Here is a 24,066-nt window from a genome sequence, read left to right as displayed (position 1 = left end):
CGCCACCACGCGAACGGGGCGCGTCGCCGCTTCCGGCGATTATTTCACGGCATGCAGGCCCGGTGCCACCTGCTCGGGCGCGAATTCGATACCGGCCTGCCCAAGCATCCACGCCTCGATCTTGTCGTGCCACATACGCAGCAGATCAAGCGGGCGACGGCGGTAATGCTTCTCCGCCAGTGCGCTTGGTTTGTGTCCCTGGATCTGCGCCACCACGCCCACGGGCACCTCAACCCATTCCGATAACGTCCCGAATGAGCGGCGCAGGCCGTGCAGGGAGAGTCGGGGGAGTGCCGCCGAGTCGAGCGCCTTGTGGTGCGCAATACGTGGTTCGGCCAGCTTGCCATCTGCCGCGGTCTTGCTGGCGAACACCCACGGTGACGGCTGCCACGTTTCGCCCCTGGCTTCAAGGCGGCGCGTTTGGCGCACATTGGGGGGCGTGTCATTGATGCGTTTGAGTCCGAGCAACAGCCATGCAAGATATGGCGTCAGCGGGATAACGCGGCCTGTCTCCGTCTCGACCTTGTCGGCGACGTGAAGGCTGCGCCAGCGAAAATCCACGTCGTCCCATCGGAGCGCGGCCATTTCCTCGCGACGCGCACCGGTAAGCAGCAGGGCTTGCAGGTAGGTGGATATCACCGGATTTTCGATCTTGCGCACGGCGCCGAACCATAGCGGCAACTGCTCGCGTTGCAGACAGTCATCTTTAGCGTTCGTTTTCGGTACTGCTTCGCGTACCGTCCGGGAACTATAGGCGCTCTGCTGAATGATGCCCGCGTACTCTTCCCGGTCCTCACACCAGCGGATGAATGCACGCAGCTTGCGATAAGCCTGTTCGGAGTTCGTCGGGCGCGTCTGCGATTCGGCATTTAGCCAATCGGACACCGTTTGAGCGGTCAGGCCCGACAGCTTCAGCTTCATAAGTGGAGCGAGCGGACCCGGTACGGTCAGTCCCTTGCCCCGTTTTTTCTTTTCGCCGCCAACCTGCGCGAGATTGACGTGATCGGTGTGATGGCGCTTGCTCCATTTGCTGCGCTGCGACTTCAGATACTCATCCCATACCTCCGCCACCGTCGCCTCATGTCGGCGATCTTCGGCCTTGCGCGCTTCATGGGCAGCGCGCTGCTCGGCTTTCTGCTCGCGCGGATCTTTGCCGTCATCTATCAGCACGCGGAGGCGCGCTGCCTCGGTGCGGGCTTTCTTCAGCGGCCACGCGTTGGCGTTGCCGATCGTGATGCGCACGGTCTTGCCGTGCAGGCGACTTTCGAAGATGTACGCTCGCGCGCCGCCCGCAGTGACTCGTAACCCGAGACCCGGGGTGTCTGTGTCCCAATGAATGCTTTGTCGCTTCCCCGGCTCACACTGGAATGCTGCCACTCGTGGGGCTGTGAAACTGATTGTTGCCACTTCTGCTCACCTTCGTCGTCGGCTTACATGAAGCCGAGGGTTGATCATGTACATGCTGTGTAGGCGATGTGTAGGCAGATTTTATGGCAAATCAGCAATTTCAATCAACAAAGGGGAATGCCGTATTTCTTGAAAAATCATTTAAAAACAGCTATTTGATGAATTTCATCAAGGTCGATCAATGTGTGGAAATGATAGATTTTTCGGCCTTCTAAGCCGAGGGTCGGGGGTTCGAGCCCCTCCTGCCGTACCAGAATCATCGAAGGGTTACAGGCCTCGCGCCTGTAACCCTTTTTGTCTTTTTGCTGTCTTTTCGCCCCTCGCGCGGATCATTGAACGCGACGCCGAGCTTGCTTCGGGTGTTTCCCGACTCAGGAAATCGCGCGCGACGCCGTTAGTTCGACAGAACCGTTTGACGCGCCGCGATGGAGGAATCAGCGTGAACCGACTCAGCCTCAACACCAAACTCTGGCTCGCGTTGCTGATCACGTGGCTCGGCCTGCTCGGCCTCGGCGGCTGGGCCGCGTGGCAGTCGCGCGCGACGATGCTCGCCGAGCGCAAGTCGGCGGTGCAGAACGTCGTCGAGAGCGCGTACGGCATCGTCGCCGACTACGCGCAGCGCGCCGACCAACACGAGCTGACGCCCGATGAGGCGCGCCAGCAGGCGCTCGCCCGCCTGTCCACGATGCGCTACCCCGGCAGCGGCTACATGATCGTGACGACCGCGACGCCGGTCGTGATCATGCATCCAGTGCTCGCCGATCTGCGCAACAAGGACGTGTCGCACTACGCGGACACCGACGGCAAGCTGCTGTTCGTCGAGATGGTCAAGGTGGCGCAGGCGCAGGGGCAGGGCTTCGTCGATTACATGGGACGCGTTGCCGGCCACAACGAGCACGTGCCGAAGATCAGCTTCGTCAAGCGCTTTGCCGCGTGGGACTGGTATCTGATTTCGGGCGTCTACGTGAACGACATCGACGCGGCGTTCCGCGCCGACCTGCTGCGCTATCTGCTGACGATCCTCATGATCGGCAGCGTCAGCACCATCGCGCTCGTGCTGATCATCCGCAACGTCAAGCGCAGTCTCGGCGGCGAGCCCGCTTACGCGGCGCGCGTCGCGGAGACGATCGCGGACGGCGATCTGTCGTGCCCCGTCACACTGGCCAGCAGCGATCAGGAAAGCATGCTGTTCGCGATGCAGCGCATGCAAAGCCGCCTCGCCGACGCGATCAGGCGTATTCGCGGCGGCACCGAAACGATCACGGTCGCGGCGGAAGAGATCGCCGCGGGCAATCTCGATCTGTCGGCACGCACGGAACAGCAGGCGTCGTCGCTCGGCGAAACGGCCGCGAGCATGGAGCAGCTGACGGCGACCGTCAAGCAGAACGCCGACAACGCGCTGCAGGCCAACCGCATGGCGCACTCCGCGTCGCAGCTCGCGGGCGAGGGCGGCGAGGCCGTGCAGCACGTCGTCGCGAATATGCAGAGCATCGCGGCGAGTTCGGCGCGCGTCGTCGATATCATCGGCGTGATCGAGAGCATCGCGTTCCAGACCAACATCCTCGCGCTGAACGCGGCCGTCGAAGCCGCGCGCGCCGGTGAGGAGGGTCGCGGCTTCGCGGTCGTCGCGGGCGAGGTGCGCAATCTCGCGCGCCGCAGCGCCGACGCGGCCAAGGAGATCAAGACGCTGATCGAGGATTCGGTCGCGCGCGTCGGCAGCGGCAAGGCGCTCGTCGAGAAAGCGGGCGGCACGATGGATTCGCTCGTCGATGCGGTGAAGCGCGTGACCGACATCATCAGCGAGATTTCCGCCGCGTCGGACGAGCAGAGCCGCGGCATCGAGCAGGTCAACCTCGCGATCGCGCAGATGGACGAGACCACCCAGCAGAACGCGGCGATGGTCGAGCAGGCGGCGGCCGCCGCGCAGTCGATGCAGGAGCAGGCGCAGATGCTGCGCGACGTCGTCAGCACGTTCCGCCTGAAGGCGGCGGCCGCCGCGCGTTGATGGCCGCGTCGATGGCGCGCTGCCTCCAGAAGTGCGCATGCTATGCTTTTGAGGTCAGGATCAAAAGCCCAAAAACCGCGTGCGCCCGTGCGCGCCGTGGGCACTTCAAGGAGAGTCCCACATGTCGACGCGAACCCGTGTGCTGTTCCGCCTTGGTGCCGCAGGCCTGCTGCTCGGCGCGGCGATCGGCGCGCAAGGGGCGAACCTGGCCTTTCTGAACGACACGCCGATCACCTACATGAAGCAGCGCGACAACGACTCGATCAAGCACGCGGTCATGAGCGCGCTCAATGACAGAAAGGACGGCGACAGCTTTACGTGGGTCAACGACGGCACCGGCAATAGCGTGAAGATCGACGCGACCATCACGATGGACAGCACCTCGACCGACGGCGGGCGCACTTGCCGTATCCTCGGCGTCGTACTCAATGCGAAAGGGCAATCGATGAACCTGCGTCCGAACTTCTGCAAGATAGGCGGCGCCTGGCAACTGCAGAAGCGATGAGCCCGCGAATCGTCTCGTGCGGGGTCGTGCTGCTCGATCCCGACGGGCGCGTGCTGCTCGCGCACGCCACCGAAACGACGCACTGGGATATTCCAAAAGGGCAGGGCGAGGACGGCGAGGCGCCGCACGTCACCGCGCTGCGCGAGATGGTCGAGGAGACCGGCATCGCGCTCGAGGCTGGCCGCCTGAAGGATCTCGGCCTCTTCGTCTATCGGCGCGACAAGGACCTGCATCTGTTCGCGGCGCGCGCGAGTGCCGGCGAACTCGATCTGAGCACGTGCACCTGCACGTCGCTATTTCCGCGCCGCTCGGACGGCACGCTGATCCCGGAGATGGACGACTACCGCTGGGCGTCGATCGAAGAGGTCCCGCACTATGCGAGCCGTAGTCTGACGCGGCTCTTCGAGACGACGCTGTCGCTCGCGGAACTGCACCGGTCGCTATAGACGGCGCGCGCCGCGTTCAATCCAGCGCGTGGTCGTTAGGATGCGCGAACAACGCGCGGTTCTGCTCCGACAGCGGGAAATTGACATTGATGCCGCGCGGCGGAATCGGCTGCGTGAACCACTGCCGGTACAGACGCTCCGCGTCGCCGGACGTCTGCGAGCGCGCGATCACGCGATTCACGAGCGCCCGGAACGGCTCGTCGCCCTTGCGGAACATGCACGCATACACCTCGTAGCCGAGCGGCGTACCCGTCACGATGAAATCGTCGGGATGCGGGTCGGTCGCCTTGAAACCGTAGACGATCGGCTCGTCCATCACGAACGCCACCGCGCGGCCGTCCTTCATCGCGTTGAAGGCTTCCTGATGGTCGCGCACGCTCATGATGCGCATGTTCAACTGCTTCCCGGTGTTGAGGCTGCGCAGCAGGCGCTCGTCGGACGTGCCCGCGGTCGTCACGACCGGCTTGCCGGCCAGATCGGGGAAGTCGGTGATGCCGCTGTTCTTGCGCGTGATCATGCGCACCGCGTACTGAAACAGGCTGTCCGAAAACGCGGCGACGTTTTCGCGCTCGACCGTGTGCGTGGTCGAGCCGCATTCGAGATCGATCTGATTGTTCAGCAGCATCGGCGTGCGGTTCGACGAAGTCACCGTGATTTCGTGAACCCGCAACTGCGCCATGCCGAGCGTCTTCCTGATTTCATCGACGATCTGCATCGCGATCGCCTGCGAGTAGCCGACCGTGCGCTTGCCGTCGAAGTACGAGAACGGGATCGATGCCTCGCGCACGCCGAGCACGACGACGCCGTCGTCGTGGATCTTTCTCAGCGTGCCGGTCAGTTCATCCGCGCGTGCGGGGCCGGCGAACGCGACCACGCCGCAGGCGGCCAGCGCAAGCAGCACGCGGTGCATGCCGCGCACGAGATGCGGCATGCCTGAGCCGCGCGGGCCCCGTCCGCCCCGAACCATACCTTCAGACCCTTCCCCGCAGCGGCCTGCAACCTTCATCGGGCCTCCCGGACCGGCGCGCCCAGGCGAGCGCGCTGTGATTATCGATCTAACATCCTGCAACCCGGATGGCCCGTCAGCGCCGGGCCGTCGCTGACGCGAGCTTAGGCCGGCTTGCCCCAACTGTCGCGCAGACTGACGATGCGGTTGAATACGGGCTTACCCGGCTTCGAATCGACGCGATCGGCAACGAAGTAGCCGTGCCGCTCGAACTGGTAGCGCTGCTCCGGCAGCGCGTGGCGCGCGCCGGTTTCGAGGTAGGCCTGGACCACGCGCTTCGAGTCCGGATTCAGCGCTTCGAGGAAATCGCGCCCGCCGGCGTCCGGTTGCGCTTCCTTGAAGAGCCGGTCGTAGATGCGCACTTCGGCCGGGCACGCGGCCGCCGCGCTGACCCAGTGGATGTTGCCCTTGACCTTGTAATTGTTCGCGCCTTCGGTGCCCGATTTGCTGTCCGGGAAGTAGTTGCAGTGCACCGCGACGATGTTGCCGTTCTCGTCCTTGTCCGCGTGCGTGCATTCGATCACGTAGCCGTAGCGCAGGCGCACCTTGTTGCCCGGGAACAGGCGGAAGTAGCCCTTCGGCGGCGTTTCCGTGAAATCCTCGCGCTCGATCCACAGCTCGCGAGAAATCGGAAACTCGCGCACGCCCTGTTCCGGATGATGCGGATGCACCGGTGCGTGGCACGGCTCGGTGAGGCGTTCGGGGAAATTGTCGATGATCAGCTTGACCGGATCGAGCACGGCGGCGATGCGCGGCGCCTTCTCGTCGAGATCGTCGCGCAGCGCGCCTTCAAAGACGCTCATGTCGATCCACGAGTCGACCTTGGTCACGCCGATGCGCTCGCAGAACAGCTGGATCGATTCGGGCGTGAAACCGCGCCGACGCACGCCGACGATGGTCGGCATGCGCGGGTCGTCCCAGCCTTCCACATGGCCTTCGTTGACGAGTTGCAGCAGCTTGCGCTTGCTGGTGATCGCATAGGTCAGGTTCAGGCGCGAAAACTCGATTTGCTGCGGCAACGGACGCTTGAAGATGCCGGCTTCGGCGAGCTCGTTCAGGATCCAGTCGTACAGCGGACGATGATCTTCGAATTCGAGCGTGCACAGCGAATGCGTGATGTTTTCGAGCGCGTCCGAGATGCAGTGCGTGTAGTCGTACATCGGGTACACGCACCAGGTGTCGCCGGTACGGTAGTGATGCGCGAAGCGGATGCGATAGATGACCGGGTCGCGCATGTTGAAGTTCGGCGACGACATGTCGATCTTCGCGCGCAGCACGTGCTCGCCTTCCTTGAACTCGCCCGCCTTCATGCGGCGGAACAGGTCGAGGTTTTCCTCGACCGAACGCTCGCGGAAACGCGACGGCGTGCCGACTTCGGTGGCCGAGCCGCGGTTCGCGCGCATTTCCTCGGCCGACTGACTATCCACGTACGCCTTGCCGCGCTGGATCAGCAGCTCGGCGAACTCGTACAGCTTGTCGTAGTAGTCGCTCGCGTAGTACAGATGCTCGGTGCGGTCCTTTTCCCATTCGAAGCCGAGCCAGCGCACCGAGTCGATGATCGACTCGACGTACTCGACGCTTTCCTTCTCCGGATTGGTGTCGTCGAAGCGCAGATGGCACACGCCGCCGTAGCTGCGCGCGACGCCGAAGTTCAGGCAGATGCTCTTCGCGTGACCGATGTGCAGATAGCCGTTCGGCTCCGGCGGGAAGCGCGTTTCGACGCGCTGGCTCCATTTGCCGGTGCGGTTGTCGTCGTCGATGATGTTGCGGATGAAATTGGATGCCGCGGGCGCGTCGTTGCGGTCAGCGTCTTTGCGTTCGGTATTCATGCGAGAAGATGAGAGTCCGTGGGGGCGCGTGATGCGCCCGCTTAGCCGTCAATTCTACCTGACGAGCCCGCTCGCGGCAGGCGCTTGCGGCGTGCAGCCAACGGCGGGGCGGGTCTGGCGCGGATGCCGTAGTCACCGGGGCAGGCGCGCGGGGCTGTAACAGGAGGTAAAACGGGTTGGCGACGCGCGCCGCGCCGACTTAGGATGCGCTGCTGCGCGCGGCCCGCGCACCCGCGCTGGGCCTTCGCGCGGGGCAGACTGCGTGAGCTGTCCACGCTGTTCTTCATCGCTTGCACGAGGCTCCTTTGCTCGTGCGCCATGCTCGCCTCGTTGCCGGAGTTCTCTCGGATGTCTATCCCGATGCACGGCGCGTTTCGCGCGCCTTTTGCCCGCGCTTTGGCTAGCGCCCGATCTTCTTGCCGTACTCGTCGCGTGCTCGCTTCGGCCTGGTTTGCCGCGCTGGCCGTGAACCTGGCCGCGCCGCTGTCCGCCGCTGCGAAAACACCGCCGAAGCCGGCGCTCGATGGGTCGGCCGTCGCCGCGCCAGACGGCTACAGCGCCGACACCGCGCAGCAGATCTTCGCCGAAGGCGGCAACGCGGTCGATGCCGCGGTCGCGATGGCCTTCACGCTGGCCGTCACGCGGCCCGATGCGGGCAACCTCGGCGGCGGCGGTTTCATGACGCTGCTGGTCGACGGCAAGCCGTATTTTCTCGACTATCGCGAGCGCGCGCCGCAGCAGGCGAACCGCGACATGTACCTCGACGACAAGGGCAACGTGGTGCCTGGCATGAGCACGGTCGGTCATCGCGCGGCGGCCGTGCCGGGCACTGTCGATGGTATGTGGCAAGCGCAGCGGCGCTTTGGCAAGCTCAAATGGAAGCAGGTGCTCGCGCCCGCGATCCATTACGCGACCGACGGCTTCCAGGTCGGCCCGCGCCTGCAGCAGCGACGCGACGCGGCCGCGAAAAGTTTCGCCGGCAAGACCAATTTCGACGCCTATTTCGGCAACCTGAAAGCGGGCGCGACGCTGCGCCAGCCGGAACTCGCGCAGACGCTTGGGCGAATCGCGAGCGATGGCGGTCGCGAGTTCTACGAGGGCCGCACCGCTCAAATGATCGCCGCGCAGATGTACGGCCACGGCCTGATCACGAGCCAGGATCTGAGCCAGTACAAGGCACTCTGGCGCGAGCCGCTCGCGGCCGACTGGCACGGCTACCGCGTGATCACCGCGCCACCGCCGAGCTCGGGGGGCATCGGGCTGATCCAGTTGCTGAAAATGCGGGCCGCTCTGCAGCCGGCGTTCGACGGTCTCGCGTTGAATTCGGCGCCGTACATCCATCTGATCGCGCAGATCGAGGATCGGGTATTCGCCGACCGGCAGCGCTATATCGGCGACCCGGACGCATCGCCGGTACCGGTCGCGAAGCTGATCGACGACGCCTACCTCGCGCAGCGCGCGGCCGAAGTCAAAGCCGGCGAAGCGCCCGGAGCGGCCCCGGAGAAGGCTGGAGTCGACGGCGCCGCGGCGACGGAGAAGGCGCAAACCACGCATTTCTCGGTGGTCGATAAGTGGGGCAACGCGGTGTCGAACAGCTACACGCTGAACGGCGATTTCGGCTCGGGCGTCGTGGTGGACGGCGGCGGGTTCCTGTTGAACGATGCGATGGACGATTTCCTGATCAAGCCGGCCGGCGCCGGGGCGGCGGGCGCGTCGGGCGCGGCCTCGGCATCCGGCGCCGCAGATGCCGATGCCGAGCCGAACATGATCGCGCCGGGCCGCCGCCCGATTTCGTCGATGACGCCCACGCTGCTGCTGAAGGACGGCAAGATCGCGCTGGCGATCGGCACGCCCGGCGGCTCGCGCATCCTGACGACGATCTTCCAGGTGATGACGAATCTATCCGACTTCGAGATGTCGCCGACGGACGCGCTCGCCGCCATGCGTTTCCATCATCAGCTGCTGCCGCAAAAGACGATCTACTTCGAGCCGTACCATCCCGCGCCGGATGAGCTCGCCACGCAATTGAAGGAGCTCGGCTATACGGTCGAGCAGCAGCCGTTCAACGGCGACGTGCAGATGATCCGCGTGAACGGCGCGACGCCCGAGCCAGCGAGCGATCCCCGTGGTGCCGGCGTGGCACGCGTGATACGGTAGACGCCCCGCCGCGCGATCCCGCGAGCGGGCCATAAGCCGAACACGGGGAAGCACGATGACCGAACAAGAACCAACCAAACTAGTACTGCCGGGCTACCTGGACTCCGGCCCAGGCCACTGGCAAACGCGCTGGCAAGCGCTCGATCCCGCGTTCGTCCGCGTGCGGATGCCGGACTGGGACCACCCTTCGCGCGACGCCTGGTGCCGCACGCTGGCCGCCACGCTCGATTCCCTGGACGCGCCGGTCGTGTTCGCCGCTCACAGTCTCGGCTGTCTGACCACGGCGTTCTGGGCCTCGCAGTACGCGAGCGCGGCGCAACTCGCGAAAGTGGCCGGCGCGCTGCTGGTCGCCGTGCCCGATCCGGCCGAAGCGCATTTCCCGCGCGACGCGACCGGCTTTGCGCCGGTGCCGCTCGAGCGCCTGCCGTTTGCGACGATCGTCGTGGCGAGCAGCGACGATCCGTATGGCGGCGTGCCGTTTTCACAAACCTGCGCGAGCGCGTGGGGCAGCCGCTGGATCGGCATCGGCGCGCGCGGCCACATCAACGCCGATAGCGGCCTCGGCGATTGGGCCGAGGGGCGGGGCTGGCTGGCTTCGCTAACGCGTGCGCGCTGAGTCTCGCCGCCTCGTTGGTCAGATCACCGCTTTTCGCTTCAACTCCGCAATCGTCTGCGCGTCGTATCCGAGCAGGTCGCGCAGCACAAGCTCGGTATGCTCGCCGAGCAGCGGCGGATGGCTCAGCGCCTGCGGCGGCGTGCCGGTCATGTTGATCGGATTGCGCACGAGCTTGACCGTGCCGCCCGACGGATGCGGCAGAGCCACCTGAAGACCGCGCGCGACCACCTGCTCGTTGTCGAACACTTCGTCGAGATTATTGATCGGCCCGCACGGCACGCCGGCCGCTTCGAGCGCCGCGATCCATTGCTGCTTGCCCTGCAGACGGACCATGTCCGCGAGCATCGGCACGAGCAGTTCGCGGTTGCGCACGCGCGCGGGGTTGGTCGCGAAACGATCGTCGTCGGCGAGTTCAGGGCGGCCGCCCACCTCGACGAACTTGCGGAACTGTCCGTCATTGCCGACCGCGACGATGATCCAGCCATCGCTCGTCTGGAAGGTCTGGTAGGGCACGATGTTCGGATGCGCGTTGCCCCAGCGCATTGGCGGCTGGCCGCTCGCGAGGTAGTTCGAGTTCATGTTGGCGAGCATCGCGACCTGCACGTCGAGCAGCGCCATGTCGATGTACTGGCCTTCGCCCGTGCGGTCGCGGTGCGTGAGCGCGGTCAGCACGGCGATCGTCGAGTACATGCCGGTCATCAGGTCGGCGATCGCGACGCCGGCCTTTTGCGGGCCGCCGCCCGGCTGGCCGTCGCGCTCACCGGTAATGCTCATGAAGCCGCCGATGCCCTGCACGATGAAGTCATAACCCGCGCGCTGCGCATACGGCCCGGTTTGCCCGAAGCCCGTGACCGAGCAGTAGATCAGGTCGGGCTTCACCGCTTTGAGCGATTCGTAGTCGAGGCCGTATTTCTTCAACTGGCCGACCTTGTAGTTTTCGAGCACGACGTCGCTTTGCGCTGCCAGTTCGCGCACGATCCTCTGGCCCTCGGGCGACGCGATGTCGAGCGTGACCGAGCGCTTGTTGCGGTTCGCCGCGAGATAGTAGGCGGCTTCGCGCGTGTCCGCGCCGTCCGGCGTCCGCAGATACGGCGGCCCCCAGTGGCGCGTGTCGTCGCCGACCTCGGGGCGTTCGATCTTGATGACGTCGGCGCCGAAATCGGCGAGCGTCTGCGCGCACCACGGACCGGCGAGCACGCGGGTGAGATCCAGCACGCGGATGTGACTGAGAGCGCCCATATTCCTGAATGTCTCCTGATGGTTGCGGGCCGCGCGGCGAGCCGCCATGCGCCATTTCGCGCGAAGTTTCGTGGAAGTCATCTTAAGCGATTCCCGCTCGCGGGCGCAGTCAGCCGAACGTCATAGCGCCGTTCGGACGATCGGACACGCGAGCGTCGCAGCGGGCGCATGCCGTGCTGGCCGGATGGCCAGCACGCCGGCGCGCAGTGCCGCGCACGCGTGCCGATCCCGTATAATCAGTCGTTTAAAGAAACAGACAGTTGGCGCATCCCATCGACCGCCAGTCTTCGTCAGGAACCGTCAGGACCGTCCCCCGCACGCTATGAAAGCCGCCGAAATCCGCGAGAAATTCCTCAAGTTCTTCGAATCGAAGGGCCATACGATCGTCCGTTCGTCGAGCCTAGTGCCCGGCAACGACCCGACGCTGCTCTTCACCAATTCGGGGATGGTGCAGTTCAAAGATGTGTTCCTCGGCGCGGAATCGCGTCCGTATTCGCGCGCCACGACCGCGCAGCGCAGCGTGCGCGCCGGCGGCAAGCACAACGATCTCGAGAACGTCGGCTACACCGCGCGTCACCATACGTTCTTCGAGATGCTCGGCAACTTCTCGTTTGGCGACTACTTCAAGCGCGACGCGATCCACTACGCGTGGGAACTGCTGACCGAAGTCTACAAGCTGCCGAAAGACAAGCTGTGGGTCACCGTCTACCAGGAAGACGACGAAGCGCACGACATCTGGGCGAAGGAAGTGGGCGTGCCGGTCGAGCGCATCATCCGCATCGGCGACAACAAGGGCGCGCGCTACGCGTCGGATAACTTCTGGCAGATGGCCGACACCGGCCCGTGCGGCCCGTGTTCGGAAATCTTCTACGACCACGGCCCGGACGTGTGGGGTGGCCCGCCGGGATCGCCCGAGGAAGACGGCGACCGCTACATCGAAATCTGGAACCTCGTGTTCATGCAGTTCAACCGCGACGCGCAGGGCAACATGACACCGCTGCCGAAGCAATGCGTGGACACCGGCATGGGCCTCGAGCGTATCGCCGCAGTGCTGCAGCACGTGCACAGCAACTACGAGATCGACCTGTTCCAGGCGCTCATCCAGGCCGCCGGCCGCGAAACCGGCGTGACCGATCTGACCAACAACTCGCTGAAGGTGATCGCCGATCACATCCGCGCGTGCTCGTTCCTGATCGTCGACGGCGTGATTCCGGGCAACGAAGGCCGCGGCTACGTGCTGCGCCGCATCGTGCGCCGCGCGATCCGCCACGGCTACAAGCTCGGCAAGAAGGGTTCGTTCTTCCATCGCCTCGTGGCCGACCTCGTCGCGCAGATGGGCGAAGCCTATCCGGAACTGGCGCAGGCCGAGAAGCGCGTGACCGAGGTGCTGCGTCAGGAAGAAGAGCGCTTCTTCGAGACGATCGAGCACGGCATGTCGATTCTCGAAGCCGCCTTGGCCGATCTCGACGCCAAGGGTGGCAAGACGCTCGACGGCGAACTCGCGTTCAAGCTGCACGACACCTACGGCTTCCCGCTCGACCTGACCGCGGACGTCTGCCGCGAGCGCGAAGTGACGGTCGACGAAGCCGCATTCGACGATGCGATGGCACGTCAGCGCGAGCAGGCGCGCGCGGCGGGCAAGTTCAAGATGGCCCAGGGCCTCGAATACTCGGGCGCGAAGACCACGTTCCACGGCTACGAAGAAATCGTCTTCGACGACGCGAAGGTCGTCGCGCTGTATGTGGACGGCGCCTCGGTGCAGCAGGTGCAAGCCGGCCAGCCGGCGGTCGTCGTGCTCGATCACACGCCGTTCTACGCGGAGTCGGGCGGCCAGGTCGGCGACCAGGGCGTGCTCGCGAACGCCAGCACGCGCTTTGCCGTTGCGGATACGCTGAAGGTGCAGGCCGACGTGGTCGGCCATCACGGCACGCTCGAGCAGGGCACGCTGAAGGTTGGCGACGTCGTCAAGGCGGAAATCGACGCGGTGCGCCGCGCTCGCACGGCGCGCAACCACTCGGCCACGCACCTGATGCACAAGGCGCTGCGCGAGGTGCTCGGTTCGCACGTGCAGCAAAAGGGCTCGCTCGTCGACGCCGACAAGACCCGCTTCGACTTCGCGCACAACGCGCCGATGACGGACGAACAGATCCGCCGGGTCGAGGAAATCGTCAACGCGGAAGTGCTGGCGAACGCGCCCGGTATCGTGCGTTTGATGTCGTACGACGATGCGGTGAAGGGCGGCGCCATGGCACTGTTCGGCGAAAAGTACGGCGACGAAGTGCGCGTGCTCGACCTCGGCTTCTCGCGTGAGCTGTGCGGCGGTACGCACGTGAATCGCTCGGGCGACATCGGCTTCTTCAAGATCGTGATGGAAGGCGGCGTCGCGGCCGGTATCCGTCGCGTCGAAGCGATCACCGGTGACAACGCGGTGCGCTACGTGCAGGAGCTCGAAGCGCGCGTCAACGCGGCCGCGGCCGTGCTGAAGGCGCAACCGGCGGAACTCACGCAGCGCATCGGCCAGGTGCAGGACCAAGTAAAGGCGCTCGAGAAGGAACTGAGCGCGCTGAAGTCGAAGATGGCGTCGAGCCAGGGCGACGAACTCGCCGGCCAGGCGATCGAAGTGGGCGGCGTGCATGTGCTCGCGGCAACGCTCGAAGGCGCGGACGTGAAGACGCTGCGCGAAACGGTCGACAAGCTCAAGGACAAGCTGAAGAGCGCGGCGATCGTGCTCGCGTCGGTCGAAGGCGGCAAGGTCAGCCTGATCGCCGGTGTGACCGCCGACGCCAGCAAGAAGGTCAAGGCGGGCGAACTGGTCAACTTCGTGGCCCAGCAGGTGGGCGGCAAGGGCGGTGGCCGTCCGGACATGGCGCAGGCTGGCGGTACCGAACCGGCCAACCTGCCGGCGGCGCTCGCGGGCGTCAAGAGCTGGGTCGAAGGACAGCTTTGAATCTGATGGTCGGTTGAGTCCGGCTCGACCGAAGTCGAGCCGGGTTCGACAAAGGGGCCACGCGGCGCGCCAGCAGGATCGGCGCGTTGCGTGGCCCCTTCGTTTTTGTCGAAGCCGTTCGGCTTGCGTCGAACCGGCTTGCCGGCGCGGCGGATTCAACGATCAGACCGCATTCGTATCCACGGACGCCGCCGCATCCGCCTCGGCCGTCCCGTCCTGCGACGCGACCAGCGCGCGCCGCAACGCATTGAGCGCCGACGAAAAATGCCCGCGTCGCCACACCAGCAGCGTGTCGATGATGCCGATATCGGGCAACTCGTGCACCGCGATATTGCTCGTGTCGGGCTGCAGATCGAGCACCGAGCGCGGTGCCACCGCGACGCCCGCGCCGGCCGCCACGCACGCGACGATCGCGTGATACGAGCCGAGCTCCAGCACGCGCGCCGGCCGCACCCCATGCTCCAGATACCACTTCTCGATATACGCGCGATACGCGCAGCCGCGCTCGAACGCGATCAGCGTCGATAGCGCGATGTCGCGCACTTCGCGGATCGGCCGATGGCCGCGCGGCGTCAGCATCACGAGTTCCTCGCGGAAGATCGCCACGGTCTCGAACACATCGCCGAGCGTCGCGGGGTCGAGCGGCGTCGCGACCAGCGCCGCATCGACCTCGAATTCGCGCACGCGCTCGATCAGCCTGCCGGTCGTGCCGGTCTCCAGCTCCAGTTCGACGGCCGGCCATTGCTGGTGATATTGCGCGAGCAGGGCCGGCAGACGCGTCGCCGCGACGCTTTCCATCGTGCCGAGGCGCAGACGCCCGCTCGGGCGATCCTCGCGCACCGCGTGACGCGCCTCGTCGGCGAGCGCGAGCAGCCGTTCGGCGTAGGGCAGCAGGGTCTCGCCGGCCGGCGTCAGCACGAGCCGGCGGCCGTCGCGGATGAACAGCTCGGTGCCGAGCTGCTCCTCGAGTTGCTTGATGCGCGTGGTCACGTTCGATTGCACGCGATTGAGCTTCGCCGCGGCGCGCGTCACGCCGTTTTCGCGTACGACTGCGCGAAAAATTGTCAGAGCGGCCAGATCCATGATTCTCTCCCGGCGATGAATGATATCCTAATTATTCATTTTTCGTGATCGAAAGGTCAAGCTAATATGGATTCACCCCATCGCTGCCTGACCGTCCGATCATGAACGACCTTGCTTCCCACGCGTACTCGCGCTTCCACGAACCGCCCGCGGGCCGGCGCGCGGCGCTCGCCTGCATGGCCGCGCTGGCCGTCGCGCTCGGTATCGGGCGCTTTGCTTTTACGCCGCTGCTGCCGCTGATGCTGCACGGCGCCGCGCTCGGCCAGCCGCACCTCGATATCCAGCATGGCGGCTGGCTCGCGTCGTTCAATTACGCCGGCTATTTCGTCGGCGCAATGACGTGCGCGGCGCTGCGGGCCGAGCCCGCGCGCATGGTGCGCGTCGGACTCGCCGCGACCGTGCTGCTGACGCTCGCGATGGGCGTCACCGGCCAGTTCTGGGTGTGGGCGCTGGTGCGCTTCGTCGCCGGCGCGGTCAGCGCGTGGACCTTCGTGTTCGCGTCGCAGTGGGGCTTGCGGCGGCTCGCCGAACTCGGCGCAAATGCGTGGAGCGGGGTCATCTACACCGGGCCGGGCGTGGGCATCGTCGGGACCGGCCTGCTGGTCAGCGTCGCGGGCGGCTATGGCGCAGTGGTCGGATGGATCGGCTTTGCGTTGATCGGCGCGGTGCTGACCGTGCTGGTGTGGCCGGTGTTCGGGGAGACTCGGGGCGTGGGGGCGGCGAAGCCTGCCGTTGCGAGCTCCTCGACCACAAAATCCGCCACCGGATCACGCGCTGGCGCAAACCCGCAGCCCCGTACGGCCGGCGTTCGGACGAGTCATGCCGTCCACCGCAGCGACGCGTTCTGGCTGGTGCTGCTCTACGGTATCCCGGGCTTCGGCTACATCATCACCGCGACCTTTTTGCCGGTCATCGCGCGCCACGCGTTGCCGGGCTCGGCGTGGCCGGACCTGTTCTGGCCGATGTTCGGTGCCGCGCTGATCGTCGGCGCGTTGCTCGCCGCGCGTTTGCCCTTGCATTGGGACAACCGCACGCTGCTCGCGGGCTCGTATGTGCTGCAGGCAATCGGCATCGCGTTGGGCATCGTGTGGCCGACGGCGGGAGGTTTTTCGCTCGGCAGCATCCTGATCGGCCTACCGTTTACCGCGATCACGCTATTCGCGATGCGCGAGGCGCGGCGGCTGCGCGGCGACGACGCGGCCGGGCTGATGGGTTACGCGACGGCGGCCTACGGCATCGGACAGATCGCGGGTCCGTTGGTGGCCGCGCCGATTGCCGCCCACACCGGATCGTTTGCGCTGGCGCTGTGGCTCGCCGCGGGCGCGTTGCTGACGGGGGCGGCAGGGCTGATCGCGGTGATGCGCGTGCCGCGCCGCCCGCGCCGTGGTCGCATGCCGGATTGCGGTTGCAACTAGCACCGAAAACAAATCTCGCACGAGCGCACTAAAATGACCGCTTTCCGTCATTCCCTCGCGCCTGTCGCCGGGCGCGTCGCTCGACCATGCAACATTTCGCGTCCGACAACTATGCCGGCATCTGTCCCGAAGCGCTCGACGCGCTGATCGCCGCCAACAACAGTGGGCACGAACCGGCCTACGGCGACGACTCCTGGACCAACCAGGTCTGCGACCGTCTGCGCGACCTGTTTCAGACCGATTGCGAAGTGTTCTTCGTGTTCAACGGCACGGCGGCCAATTCGCTCGCGCTCGCGTCGTTGTGCCAGTCGTATCACTCGGTGATCTGCCACGACCTGGCACACATCTAGACCGACGAATGCGGCGGTCCCGAGTTCTTTTCAGGTGGCTCGAAACTGCTGACGGCGCCGGGCATCGGCGGCAAGCTCACGCCCGATGCGATCGAGTCCATCGTCACGCGGCGCGGCGATATCCACTATCCGAAGCCGAAGGTCGTCACGCTGACGCAGTCGACCGAGGTCGGCACCGTCTACAGCGTCGAGGAAGTGCGCGCGATCGCCGCGATCGCGAAGCGCCGTCATCTGAAGGTGCACATGGACGGCGCGCGTTTCGCGAATGCGGTTGCCGTGCTCGACGTGCATCCGTCGGAAATCACGTGGCGCGCGGGTGTCGACGTGCTGTGCTTCGGCGGCACCAAGAACGGTCTGCCAGTCGGCGAGGCGGTGGTGTTCTTCGACCGCGCGCTCGCCGACGATTTCGCTTATCGGCTGAAGCAGGCGGGACAGCTGGCATCGAAAATGCGCTTCATTTCCGCGCCGTGGCTCGGTCTGCTCGACAACGACGTGTGGTTGCGCAATGCGCATCACGCGAACGCGATGGCGCGTTTGCTGGAGACGCGGTTGCAGGAAATCCCGGGCGTGAGCATCATGTTTCCGAGTGAATCGAACGCGGTGTTCGCGCAGTTGCCGCCGCATGCCGCGAAGACGATGCGCGCGCGTGGCTGGAAGTTTTACGAGTTCATCGGCGCGGGCGGTTGCCGGCTGATGTGCGCGTGGGACACGCAGCCCGAAACGGTCGAGCGTTTCGCCGCCGACGTGCGCGAACTTTGCGTCGCGTGATCGAAGACGCGTGAAGCTGCCGGAACCCGGGTAACAAATGGCGCCTCGACGCACCACTCGGCACACACGGAAAGCCGCTCCACTACGACCCGCCAAAAAACACGAAACAACGAGACGTCCCCCGCCATGACCGAGTACCGATTCTGTCCCCGCTGCGCGAAGCCTCTGACCGAACGCACCGACCCCCAGCACGACGGTGGCCGCGTCCGTCAGATCTGTCCCGACACCGAGTGCGGTTACGTTCATTGGAATAATCCGCTGCCGGTCGTCGCCGCGATCGTCGAGTACGAGGGCAAGATTCTGCTTGCGCGCAATGCCGCATGGCCCGAGGGCAGGTTCGCGCTGATCACCGGCTTCCTCGAAAACGGCGAGACGCCGGAGCAGGGCATCGCGCGCGAAGTGATGGAGGAGACCTCGCTGCACACCGAATCGGTCGAGCTGATCGGCGTGTACGAATTCGTCCGCAAGAACGAGCTGATCATCGCGTATCACGTGAAGGCGCATGGGACGATCGCGCTGTCGCCCGAACTGCTCGAATACCGGCTCGTCGAGCCCGCGAAGCTGCGACCTTGGCGCGCGGGCACGGGGCAAGCGCTCGGCGAATGGATGCGGCGGCGCAATTTGCCGTTCGAATTCGTCGAGCGTCCGGGGTTGTGAAGCGCTGCGCCCACCGAGCCGCAACATTGGCCAGCACACAGACAACGCAGAGAACATAGAGACAGCCCACAGCACAGCCATCGACGCATCACCGAATCGTTCATCCACGTCAATCAGCGGTCAACGAGCGCACGCTCAGGGAGAAGCAACGGCATGGCCTACATCTACTACCTGACCCATATTCATCTGGGCTACGACGCACTGTCGCAACTGTCGTCCGAGTGCGCGCGCATCGGCATCGAGCGGCCTCTGGTGATCAGCGACAAGGGCGTCGTCGCGGCCGGCATCGCGCGGCAGGCACTCGATGCGATGAAGCTCGGCGACGTGCCGCTGTTCGACGACACGCCGTCGAATCCGACCGAGGAAAAGGTGCTCGCGGCGGCCCAGGTGTATCGCGACGAGCGCTGCGACGGGCTGATCGCGGTGGGTGGCGGTTCGTCGATCGATCTCGCGAAGGGCGTCGCGATCGCGGCCACGCATCCGGGGCCGCTCACGCAATACGCGACGATCGAAGGCGGCAGCGCGAAGATCACCGACGCCGTGGCGCCGCTGGTCGCGATTCCGACCACGGCCGGCACCGGCAGCGAAGTCGCGCGCGGCGCGATCGTGATCCTGAACGACGGCCGCAAGCTCGGTTTTCATTCGTGGAGTCTGCTGCCGAAATCGGCGCTGTGCGATCCGGGTCTCACGCTCGGCCTGCCGCCGGGGCTCACCGCGGCGACCGGCATGGACGCGATCGCGCATTGCATCGAGACCTTCCTCGCGCCGGCCTTCAATCCGCCCGCCGACGGCATCGCGCTCGACGGCCTCGAACGCGCGTGGCACAGCATCGAGCGCGCGTGCGCGGACGGCAGCGATCGCGAGGCGCGCCTGAACATGATGAGCGCGTCGATGCAGGGCGCGATGGCGTTCCAGAAGGGCCTCGGCTGTGTGCATTCGCTGTCGCATCCGCTGGGCGGTTTGAAGGTGAACGGCCGCACGTCGCTGCATCACGGCACGCTGAACGCGGTCGTGCTGCCCGCGGTGCTGCGCTTCAACGAGCGCGCGCCGAGCGTCGTGGCCGAGCGTCGCTATGCGCGCATGCGTCGCGTGATGGGGGTGCCCGAGCATGCGGATCTCGCGCAGGCGCTGTTCGACATGACCGCGCGACTCGGCCTGCCGACCGGCCTCAGGCAGATGGGCGTCGACGAAAGCATGTTCGACAAGGTCGTGCAGGGCGCGCTGCTCGATCATTGCCATCGCACGAATCCGCGGGAGGCGAGTGCCGACGACTATCGCCGCATGCTGACCGAGTCTTTGTGACCGAGCCCCGCCTTCTCGCATCCACCAACCGCCACGTCCGATGAACAAACCCGCCCCCGCCGGCCGCGCCGCGTATCCGCACTTCCTGTCGATCACCACGCGCTGGATGGACAACGACGTCTACGGCCACGTGAACAACGTCGTCTACTACAGCTATTTCGACACCGTCGTGAACGAGTATCTGATCCGCGCGGGCGTGCTCGATTTCGAGCGCGGCGCGACGATCGGGCTCGTCGTCGAGACGCAGTGCAACTACTTCGCGCCGCTCGTGTTTCCCCATCGCATCGACGCGGGCTTGCGCGTCGCGCGGCTCGGCACGTCGAGCGTGCGCTACGAGGTGGGGCTGTTCCGCGACGGCGACGCCGCGCCCGCCGCGCAGGGGCATTTCGTGCACGTCTACGTGGATCGCGCGACGCGCCGGCCGGTGAACCTGCCCGCCGCACTGCGCGCGGCGCTCGAACCTTTGTGGGTCGCCGGGCCGGCGGACTAGACGCGTGCAGTCGTTCATCATCACTCTGCTCAACGGCCTGAGCTTTGGGCTGTTGCTGTTCATGCTGTCGGCCGGGCTGACGCTGATCTTCAGCATGCTCGGCGTGCTCAACTTCGCGCATGCGAGCTTCTACATGCTCGGCGCGTACGTCGGTTTTTCGGTGGCGGCGCGCGCCGGTTTCTGGAGCGCGCTGGTAGTCGCGCCGCTCGTCGTCGGTCTGCTCGGCGCGGCGCTCGAGCGCTGGCTGCTGCGGCGCGTGCGCGGGCACGGTCATCTGCCCGAGCTGCTGCTGACGTTCGGCGCCGCGTATCTGCTCGGCGAACTCGTCAAGCTCGGCTGGGGACTCAGTCCGTTGTCGGCGAGGCTTCCGGCCGTGCTCGACGGTCCGCTGTTCTCACTGTACGGCGCGGTTTTCACGCGTTATCGCGCGTTCATGATGGCGGTGTCGCTCGCGATGCTCGCCGCGCTCGTCGCAATGCTACGGGTGTCGAAGACGGGCTTGATCGTGCGCGCCGCGCTCACGCATGCGCAGGCCGTCGAAGCGCTCGGCCACAACGTGCCGCGCGTGTTCACCGGCGTGTTCGCCGCCGGCACCGCGCTCGCCGCGCTGGCCGGCGTGATCGGCGCGCCGCTGTTCGTGATCGAGCCGGCGATGGCGGAGTCGCTCGGCTCGATCGTATTCGTCGTGGTCGTGATCGGCGGGCTCGGGTCGCTGAGCGGGGCGCTGGTCGCGTCGCTGCTGGTGGGGTGCGTGCAGACGCTGGCGGTCGCCAGCGATCTGTCGTTGGGCGACATGGTGGCGCTCGCCGGCGCGGTGCTGCCCCCGGAATGGGACGCGCTGACGCTCGCGCAAGTCGCGCCGCTGCTGCCGTACCTGCTGCTCGTCGCGATGCTGGCGATGAGGCCGCGCGGGCTGTTCGGACGGCGTGACGATCATGCATAGGCGGAGCGGGTCGTCAGATGCGGTGAAAGGCAGAGTGCCGCCTTGCAGGCCCGGCCGCGCGCTCGTGCCTTGGCTCGCGCTCGTCGCCTTTCTGGCCGTGCCGCCTTTCATCTGGCCGCACAGCTGGCTGTTCGCCTACCTTGCGCAAAGCGCGACGATGATCGTGTTCGCGCTGTCGTACAACCTGTTGCTCGGCGAGACCGGGCTACTGTCGTTCGGACATGCCGCCTATGCGGGGCTCGGCGCGCTGGTCGCCGCGCGCGTGCTCAACGCGACCGGCGTGCCGCTCGTGCTGCTGCCGTTGGTCGGCGGCATCGGCGGCGCGCTGTGCGGTGTGCTGTTCGGCTTTATCGCGACGCGCCGTGCCGGCACCGCGTTCGCGATGATCACGCTCGGTCTCGGCGAACTCGTCGTCGCGGCCGCGTGGACGCTGCCGGGTTGGTTCGGCGGCGAGGCGGGCGTCGCGATCGATCGCGCGAACGGGCCGCCGCTCGGCGGCTGGAACTTCGGTCCGGCGCGCGCGGCCTATGCGCTGATCGCGCTGTGGTGTGTCGTCGCGAGTGTCGCGATGTTTGCGCTGTCGCGCACGCCGTTCATGCGGCTCGCGAACGCGGTGCGCGACAACCCGGCGCGCGCGGCGGCGATCGGCTGCTATCCACGCCGGGTTCGCTATCGCGTGGTCGTGCTGTCGGCGTTTTTCGCGGGCATCGCGGGGACGCTCGGGCTGATCAATATCGAACTCGTGTCGACCGAGAGCGTCGGGATGATGCGCTCGGGCACGGTGCTGATCGCGACCGTGATCGGCGGCACGGCGGCGTTCTTCGGGCCGGTCGCGGGAGCGATCGTGCTGACGTTTTTCAGCGTGGCGGTCGCGAGTGTCACGCGGGCGTGGTTGTTCTATCTCGGGCTGTTCTTTGTCGTAGTCGTGATGGCCGCGCCGGACGGGCTTGCTGGCTTTGCGTCGCGGCAGGTGGCGCGGATTGCGGCCTATGGCTGGCGAGGTTGCCGGGGCGCCTATCTGTGGAGCGCGGCGGCGGGGCTGCTGTGGCTCGCGGCCATCGTGATCGCGGTGCAGTGGGCCTATGCGGCGCAGTTCGGGGCGGACGAAGGCGCGGCGTTTAGCGCATTGTTCGGCGCCGGTGCGGGTACTGATGTCACCGTCGCACCGACGCTGTCGCCGCTTCCTCTGGCGCTGACAGTCGTTGCGCTCGCTGCTTTGGCTACGTTGTCCACACGCCATGCGCTGCGCGCGCATGCACGCGTCACCGCGCACGCACGCGCGGCACGATCCTCTGGAGCCGCACGATGATCCCCGCACTCGCGCTCTACGGCATCGAAAAGCGTTTCGGCGCGACACCGATCCTGCGCGGCGTCGATCTCGCCATCGAACCCGGCGAGCGGCACGCGCTGATCGGCCCGAACGGCGCGGGCAAATCGACGCTGTTCAACCTGATCGGCGGCGGCGCGCGGCCGAGCGCGGGGCGTATCCATCTGTTCGGCGCGGACATCACGCGGCTCGCGCCGGCCGCGATCGCGCGCCGCGGCCTCGCGCGCAGCTTCCAGAGCACCAGCGTGTTCGCGCGGCTGTCCGTGTTCGATAACCTGCGCTGCGCGGCGCAGCTCGCCGAGCGCGATCGTACGCGCTGGTGGCAGCGTCTGACCGGCGCCGCCGCGATCGATGCGCGCGCTGCCGACGTGCTCGACGCGGTCGGCCTCGGCCCGCGCCGCGACGTCGCGGCCGGCACGCTCAGTTATGCGGAGCAGCGCGCGCTCGACCTCGGCATCGCGCTCGCGGGCGGCGCGCATACGCTGCTGCTCGACGAACCGACGGCGGGCATGAACCGCGCCGAGGCGGCGCGCGCGATCGAGCTGATCCGCGACACCACCGCGGGCCGCACGCTGCTGATGGTCGAGCACGACATGGACGCGGTATTCGCAATCGCCGATCGGATTTCGGTGCTGGTGCAGGGGCGCATCATCGCGAGTGGGTCGCCGCCCGCGATTCGCGCGGACGCGGCGGTCCAGGCCGCGTATCTGGGTGAGCGCTTCGATCCGGGCTCAGGCGCTCGGGCCGGTGACGAGCCGGACCACGGAGCAGGCCGATGAGAGCGCTGCTCGACATTCGCGACCTGAACGCGTGGTACGGCGCGAGCCAGGCGCTGCACGGCGTCACGCTGAGCATCGAGCCCGGCGAAGTGATCGCGCTGGTCGGCCGCAATGGCTCAGGCCGCTCGACGCTCGCACGCGCGATCATGGGCCTCGTGCGCTGCGAGGGCGAACTGCGTTTCGCGGGGCGCTCGCTCGCGGGTCTGCGCACGTTCGAGATCGCGCGGCTCGGGCTCGGCTACGTGGCCGAGCATCGCGATGTGTTCGCCGCGCTGAGTGTCCATGAAAACCTGCTGCTCGGGATTGCGCCAGTTGCCGCATCGCGTGCGCGCGGCCGCGCGCCGCGCTTCACGCTCGACGACGCGTATGCGCTGTTCCCGGTGCTCGCCGAGCGCAAGCGCACGCGTGCCGGCGCGCTGTCGGGCGGCGAGCAACAGATGCTCGCGCTCGCGCGGGCGCTGCTCGGAGACCCCGATCTGCTGCTGATCGACGAGCCCGGCGAAGGGCTCGCGAGTCTCGTGATGCGGCAGGTCGCCGATTGTCTGCGCGCGCTGCGCGAGCGTGGCGTCGCGATGTTGCTGATCGAGCAGAGGCTCGTGATTGCGCAGGACATCGCGAGCCGCGTCGCGGTGATGGGGCACGGCGAGATCGTGTTCGACGGCGCGCTTGCGTCGTTTCTCTCGCGTGACGATGTGATGCGCGAGTGGCTCGGGGTGGGTTGACGCACAGGCTCGCGCGCGCCTGGAGCGAGGCGGGGGCTACGCTTGGACACCCAACGCGTAGCGCGTCCCGGAT

At 66.5% G+C, this 24,066-nt stretch carries 19 protein-coding genes and 1 pseudogene; 15 read left to right on the top strand and 5 right to left on the bottom strand.

Going from position 1 to position 24,066, the window contains the following annotated elements; all coding sequences use genetic code 11:
• Positions 1-39 precede the first annotated feature (39 nt).
• Positions 40-1,407 (bottom strand): tyrosine-type recombinase/integrase, encoded by a 1,368-nt coding sequence (locus AB4Y34_RS12905; RefSeq protein WP_368716237.1) that lies wholly within the window; start codon positions 1,405-1,407, stop codon positions 40-42.
• Between the two features lie 439 nt (positions 1,408-1,846).
• Between AB4Y34_RS12905 and AB4Y34_RS12900 the strand changes: the two genes are divergently transcribed.
• From AB4Y34_RS12900 to AB4Y34_RS12890, 3 genes are all read left to right on the top strand, one after another.
• Positions 1,847-3,412, top strand: coding sequence for a methyl-accepting chemotaxis protein (locus tag AB4Y34_RS12900; RefSeq protein ID WP_368716236.1), 1,566 nt, complete (start codon positions 1,847-1,849; stop codon positions 3,410-3,412).
• Positions 3,413-3,533: 121 nt separating this feature from the next.
• Positions 3,534-3,917, top strand: a complete 384-nt coding sequence (locus AB4Y34_RS12895) for a hypothetical protein (RefSeq protein WP_368716235.1) — start codon at positions 3,534-3,536, stop codon at positions 3,915-3,917.
• A complete protein-coding gene (locus tag AB4Y34_RS12890) occupies positions 3,914-4,363 on the top strand; it encodes an NUDIX hydrolase (protein WP_176380390.1) in 450 nt (149 codons plus the stop codon). Before AB4Y34_RS12895 ends, AB4Y34_RS12890 begins: the two co-directional genes overlap by 4 nt.
• A gap of 16 nt (positions 4,364-4,379) precedes the next feature.
• Here AB4Y34_RS12890 and AB4Y34_RS12885 read toward each other — a convergent pair whose 3' ends face one another.
• Together AB4Y34_RS12885 and AB4Y34_RS12880 are read right to left on the bottom strand one after the other, a co-directional pair.
• A complete protein-coding gene (locus AB4Y34_RS12885; protein ID WP_368716234.1) occupies positions 4,380-5,294 on the bottom strand; it encodes a transporter substrate-binding domain-containing protein in 915 nt (304 codons plus the stop codon).
• A gap of 179 nt (positions 5,295-5,473) precedes the next feature.
• Complete coding sequence (locus AB4Y34_RS12880; protein ID WP_176366067.1) at positions 5,474-7,198, bottom strand: glutamine--tRNA ligase/YqeY domain fusion protein; 1,725 nt, start codon at positions 7,196-7,198, stop codon at positions 5,474-5,476.
• Between the two features lie 348 nt (positions 7,199-7,546).
• Here AB4Y34_RS12880 and ggt point away from each other — a divergent pair, with 348 nt between their 5' ends.
• Together ggt and AB4Y34_RS12870 are read left to right on the top strand one after the other, a co-directional pair.
• Positions 7,547-9,355, top strand: a complete 1,809-nt coding sequence (ggt, locus tag AB4Y34_RS12875) for a gamma-glutamyltransferase (protein ID WP_368716233.1) — start codon at positions 7,547-7,549, stop codon at positions 9,353-9,355.
• Between the two features lie 55 nt (positions 9,356-9,410).
• A complete protein-coding gene (locus AB4Y34_RS12870; RefSeq protein ID WP_176380393.1) occupies positions 9,411-9,971 on the top strand; it encodes an alpha/beta hydrolase in 561 nt (186 codons plus the stop codon).
• 18 nt (positions 9,972-9,989) lie between these two features.
• Here the strand turns inward: AB4Y34_RS12870 and AB4Y34_RS12865 are convergent, their stop codons facing one another.
• Positions 9,990-11,210: a CaiB/BaiF CoA-transferase family protein gene (locus tag AB4Y34_RS12865; protein ID WP_176380433.1), complete on the bottom strand. Its 1,221-nt coding sequence runs from the start codon at positions 11,208-11,210 to the stop codon at positions 9,990-9,992.
• A gap of 322 nt (positions 11,211-11,532) precedes the next feature.
• Here AB4Y34_RS12865 and alaS point away from each other — a divergent pair, with 322 nt between their 5' ends.
• Positions 11,533-14,157 (top strand): alanine--tRNA ligase, encoded by a 2,625-nt coding sequence (gene alaS / locus AB4Y34_RS12860; RefSeq protein WP_368716232.1) that lies wholly within the window; start codon positions 11,533-11,535, stop codon positions 14,155-14,157.
• Between the two features lie 162 nt (positions 14,158-14,319).
• Here the strand turns inward: alaS and AB4Y34_RS12855 are convergent, their stop codons facing one another.
• A complete protein-coding gene (locus tag AB4Y34_RS12855; RefSeq protein WP_176380395.1) occupies positions 14,320-15,240 on the bottom strand; it encodes a LysR family transcriptional regulator in 921 nt (306 codons plus the stop codon).
• 101 nt (positions 15,241-15,341) lie between these two features.
• On the opposite strand from AB4Y34_RS12855, the gene AB4Y34_RS12850 reads away from it, so the two are divergent.
• The 9 genes and pseudogenes from AB4Y34_RS12850 to AB4Y34_RS12810 all read left to right on the top strand — a co-directional run bounded on the left by AB4Y34_RS12850 (position 15,342) and on the right by AB4Y34_RS12810 (position 23,993).
• Positions 15,342-16,655: a YbfB/YjiJ family MFS transporter gene (locus AB4Y34_RS12850; RefSeq protein WP_368716231.1), complete on the top strand. Its 1,314-nt coding sequence runs from the start codon at positions 15,342-15,344 to the stop codon at positions 16,653-16,655.
• An 86-nt stretch (positions 16,656-16,741) separates the two neighbouring features.
• Positions 16,742-17,773 (top strand): annotated as a pseudogene (locus AB4Y34_RS12845) (low specificity L-threonine aldolase).
• Between the two features lie 126 nt (positions 17,774-17,899).
• Complete coding sequence (locus tag AB4Y34_RS12840) at positions 17,900-18,430, top strand: NUDIX domain-containing protein (RefSeq protein ID WP_368716230.1); 531 nt, start codon at positions 17,900-17,902, stop codon at positions 18,428-18,430.
• Between the two features lie 153 nt (positions 18,431-18,583).
• Positions 18,584-19,732, top strand: coding sequence for an iron-containing alcohol dehydrogenase (locus tag AB4Y34_RS12835; RefSeq protein WP_368716229.1), 1,149 nt, complete (start codon positions 18,584-18,586; stop codon positions 19,730-19,732).
• Positions 19,733-19,772: 40 nt separating this feature from the next.
• On the top strand, positions 19,773-20,222 hold the full coding sequence (locus tag AB4Y34_RS12830) for an acyl-CoA thioesterase (protein WP_368716228.1): 450 nt from the start codon (positions 19,773-19,775) through the stop codon (positions 20,220-20,222).
• A gap of 4 nt (positions 20,223-20,226) precedes the next feature.
• On the top strand, positions 20,227-21,165 hold the full coding sequence (locus AB4Y34_RS12825) for a branched-chain amino acid ABC transporter permease (protein ID WP_368716227.1): 939 nt from the start codon (positions 20,227-20,229) through the stop codon (positions 21,163-21,165).
• A 22-nt stretch (positions 21,166-21,187) separates the two neighbouring features.
• Positions 21,188-22,474: a branched-chain amino acid ABC transporter permease gene (locus AB4Y34_RS12820; RefSeq protein ID WP_368716226.1), complete on the top strand. Its 1,287-nt coding sequence runs from the start codon at positions 21,188-21,190 to the stop codon at positions 22,472-22,474.
• Positions 22,471-23,271, top strand: coding sequence for an ABC transporter ATP-binding protein (locus AB4Y34_RS12815; RefSeq protein ID WP_368716225.1), 801 nt, complete (start codon positions 22,471-22,473; stop codon positions 23,269-23,271). Before AB4Y34_RS12820 ends, AB4Y34_RS12815 begins: the two co-directional genes overlap by 4 nt.
• A complete protein-coding gene (locus AB4Y34_RS12810; RefSeq protein WP_368716224.1) occupies positions 23,268-23,993 on the top strand; it encodes an ABC transporter ATP-binding protein in 726 nt (241 codons plus the stop codon). The genes AB4Y34_RS12815 and AB4Y34_RS12810 overlap by 4 nt, the downstream gene beginning before the upstream one ends.
• Positions 23,994-24,066: the final 73 nt, after the last annotated feature.

This window comes from Paraburkholderia sp. BR10954, assembly GCF_040965775.1.
GTDB classification, from domain to species: Bacteria; Pseudomonadota; Gammaproteobacteria; order Burkholderiales; family Burkholderiaceae; genus Paraburkholderia; species Paraburkholderia youngii.
The sequence above is the reverse complement of the archived record's forward strand: the minus strand, read 5'-3'. Positions and strand labels throughout refer to the sequence as shown.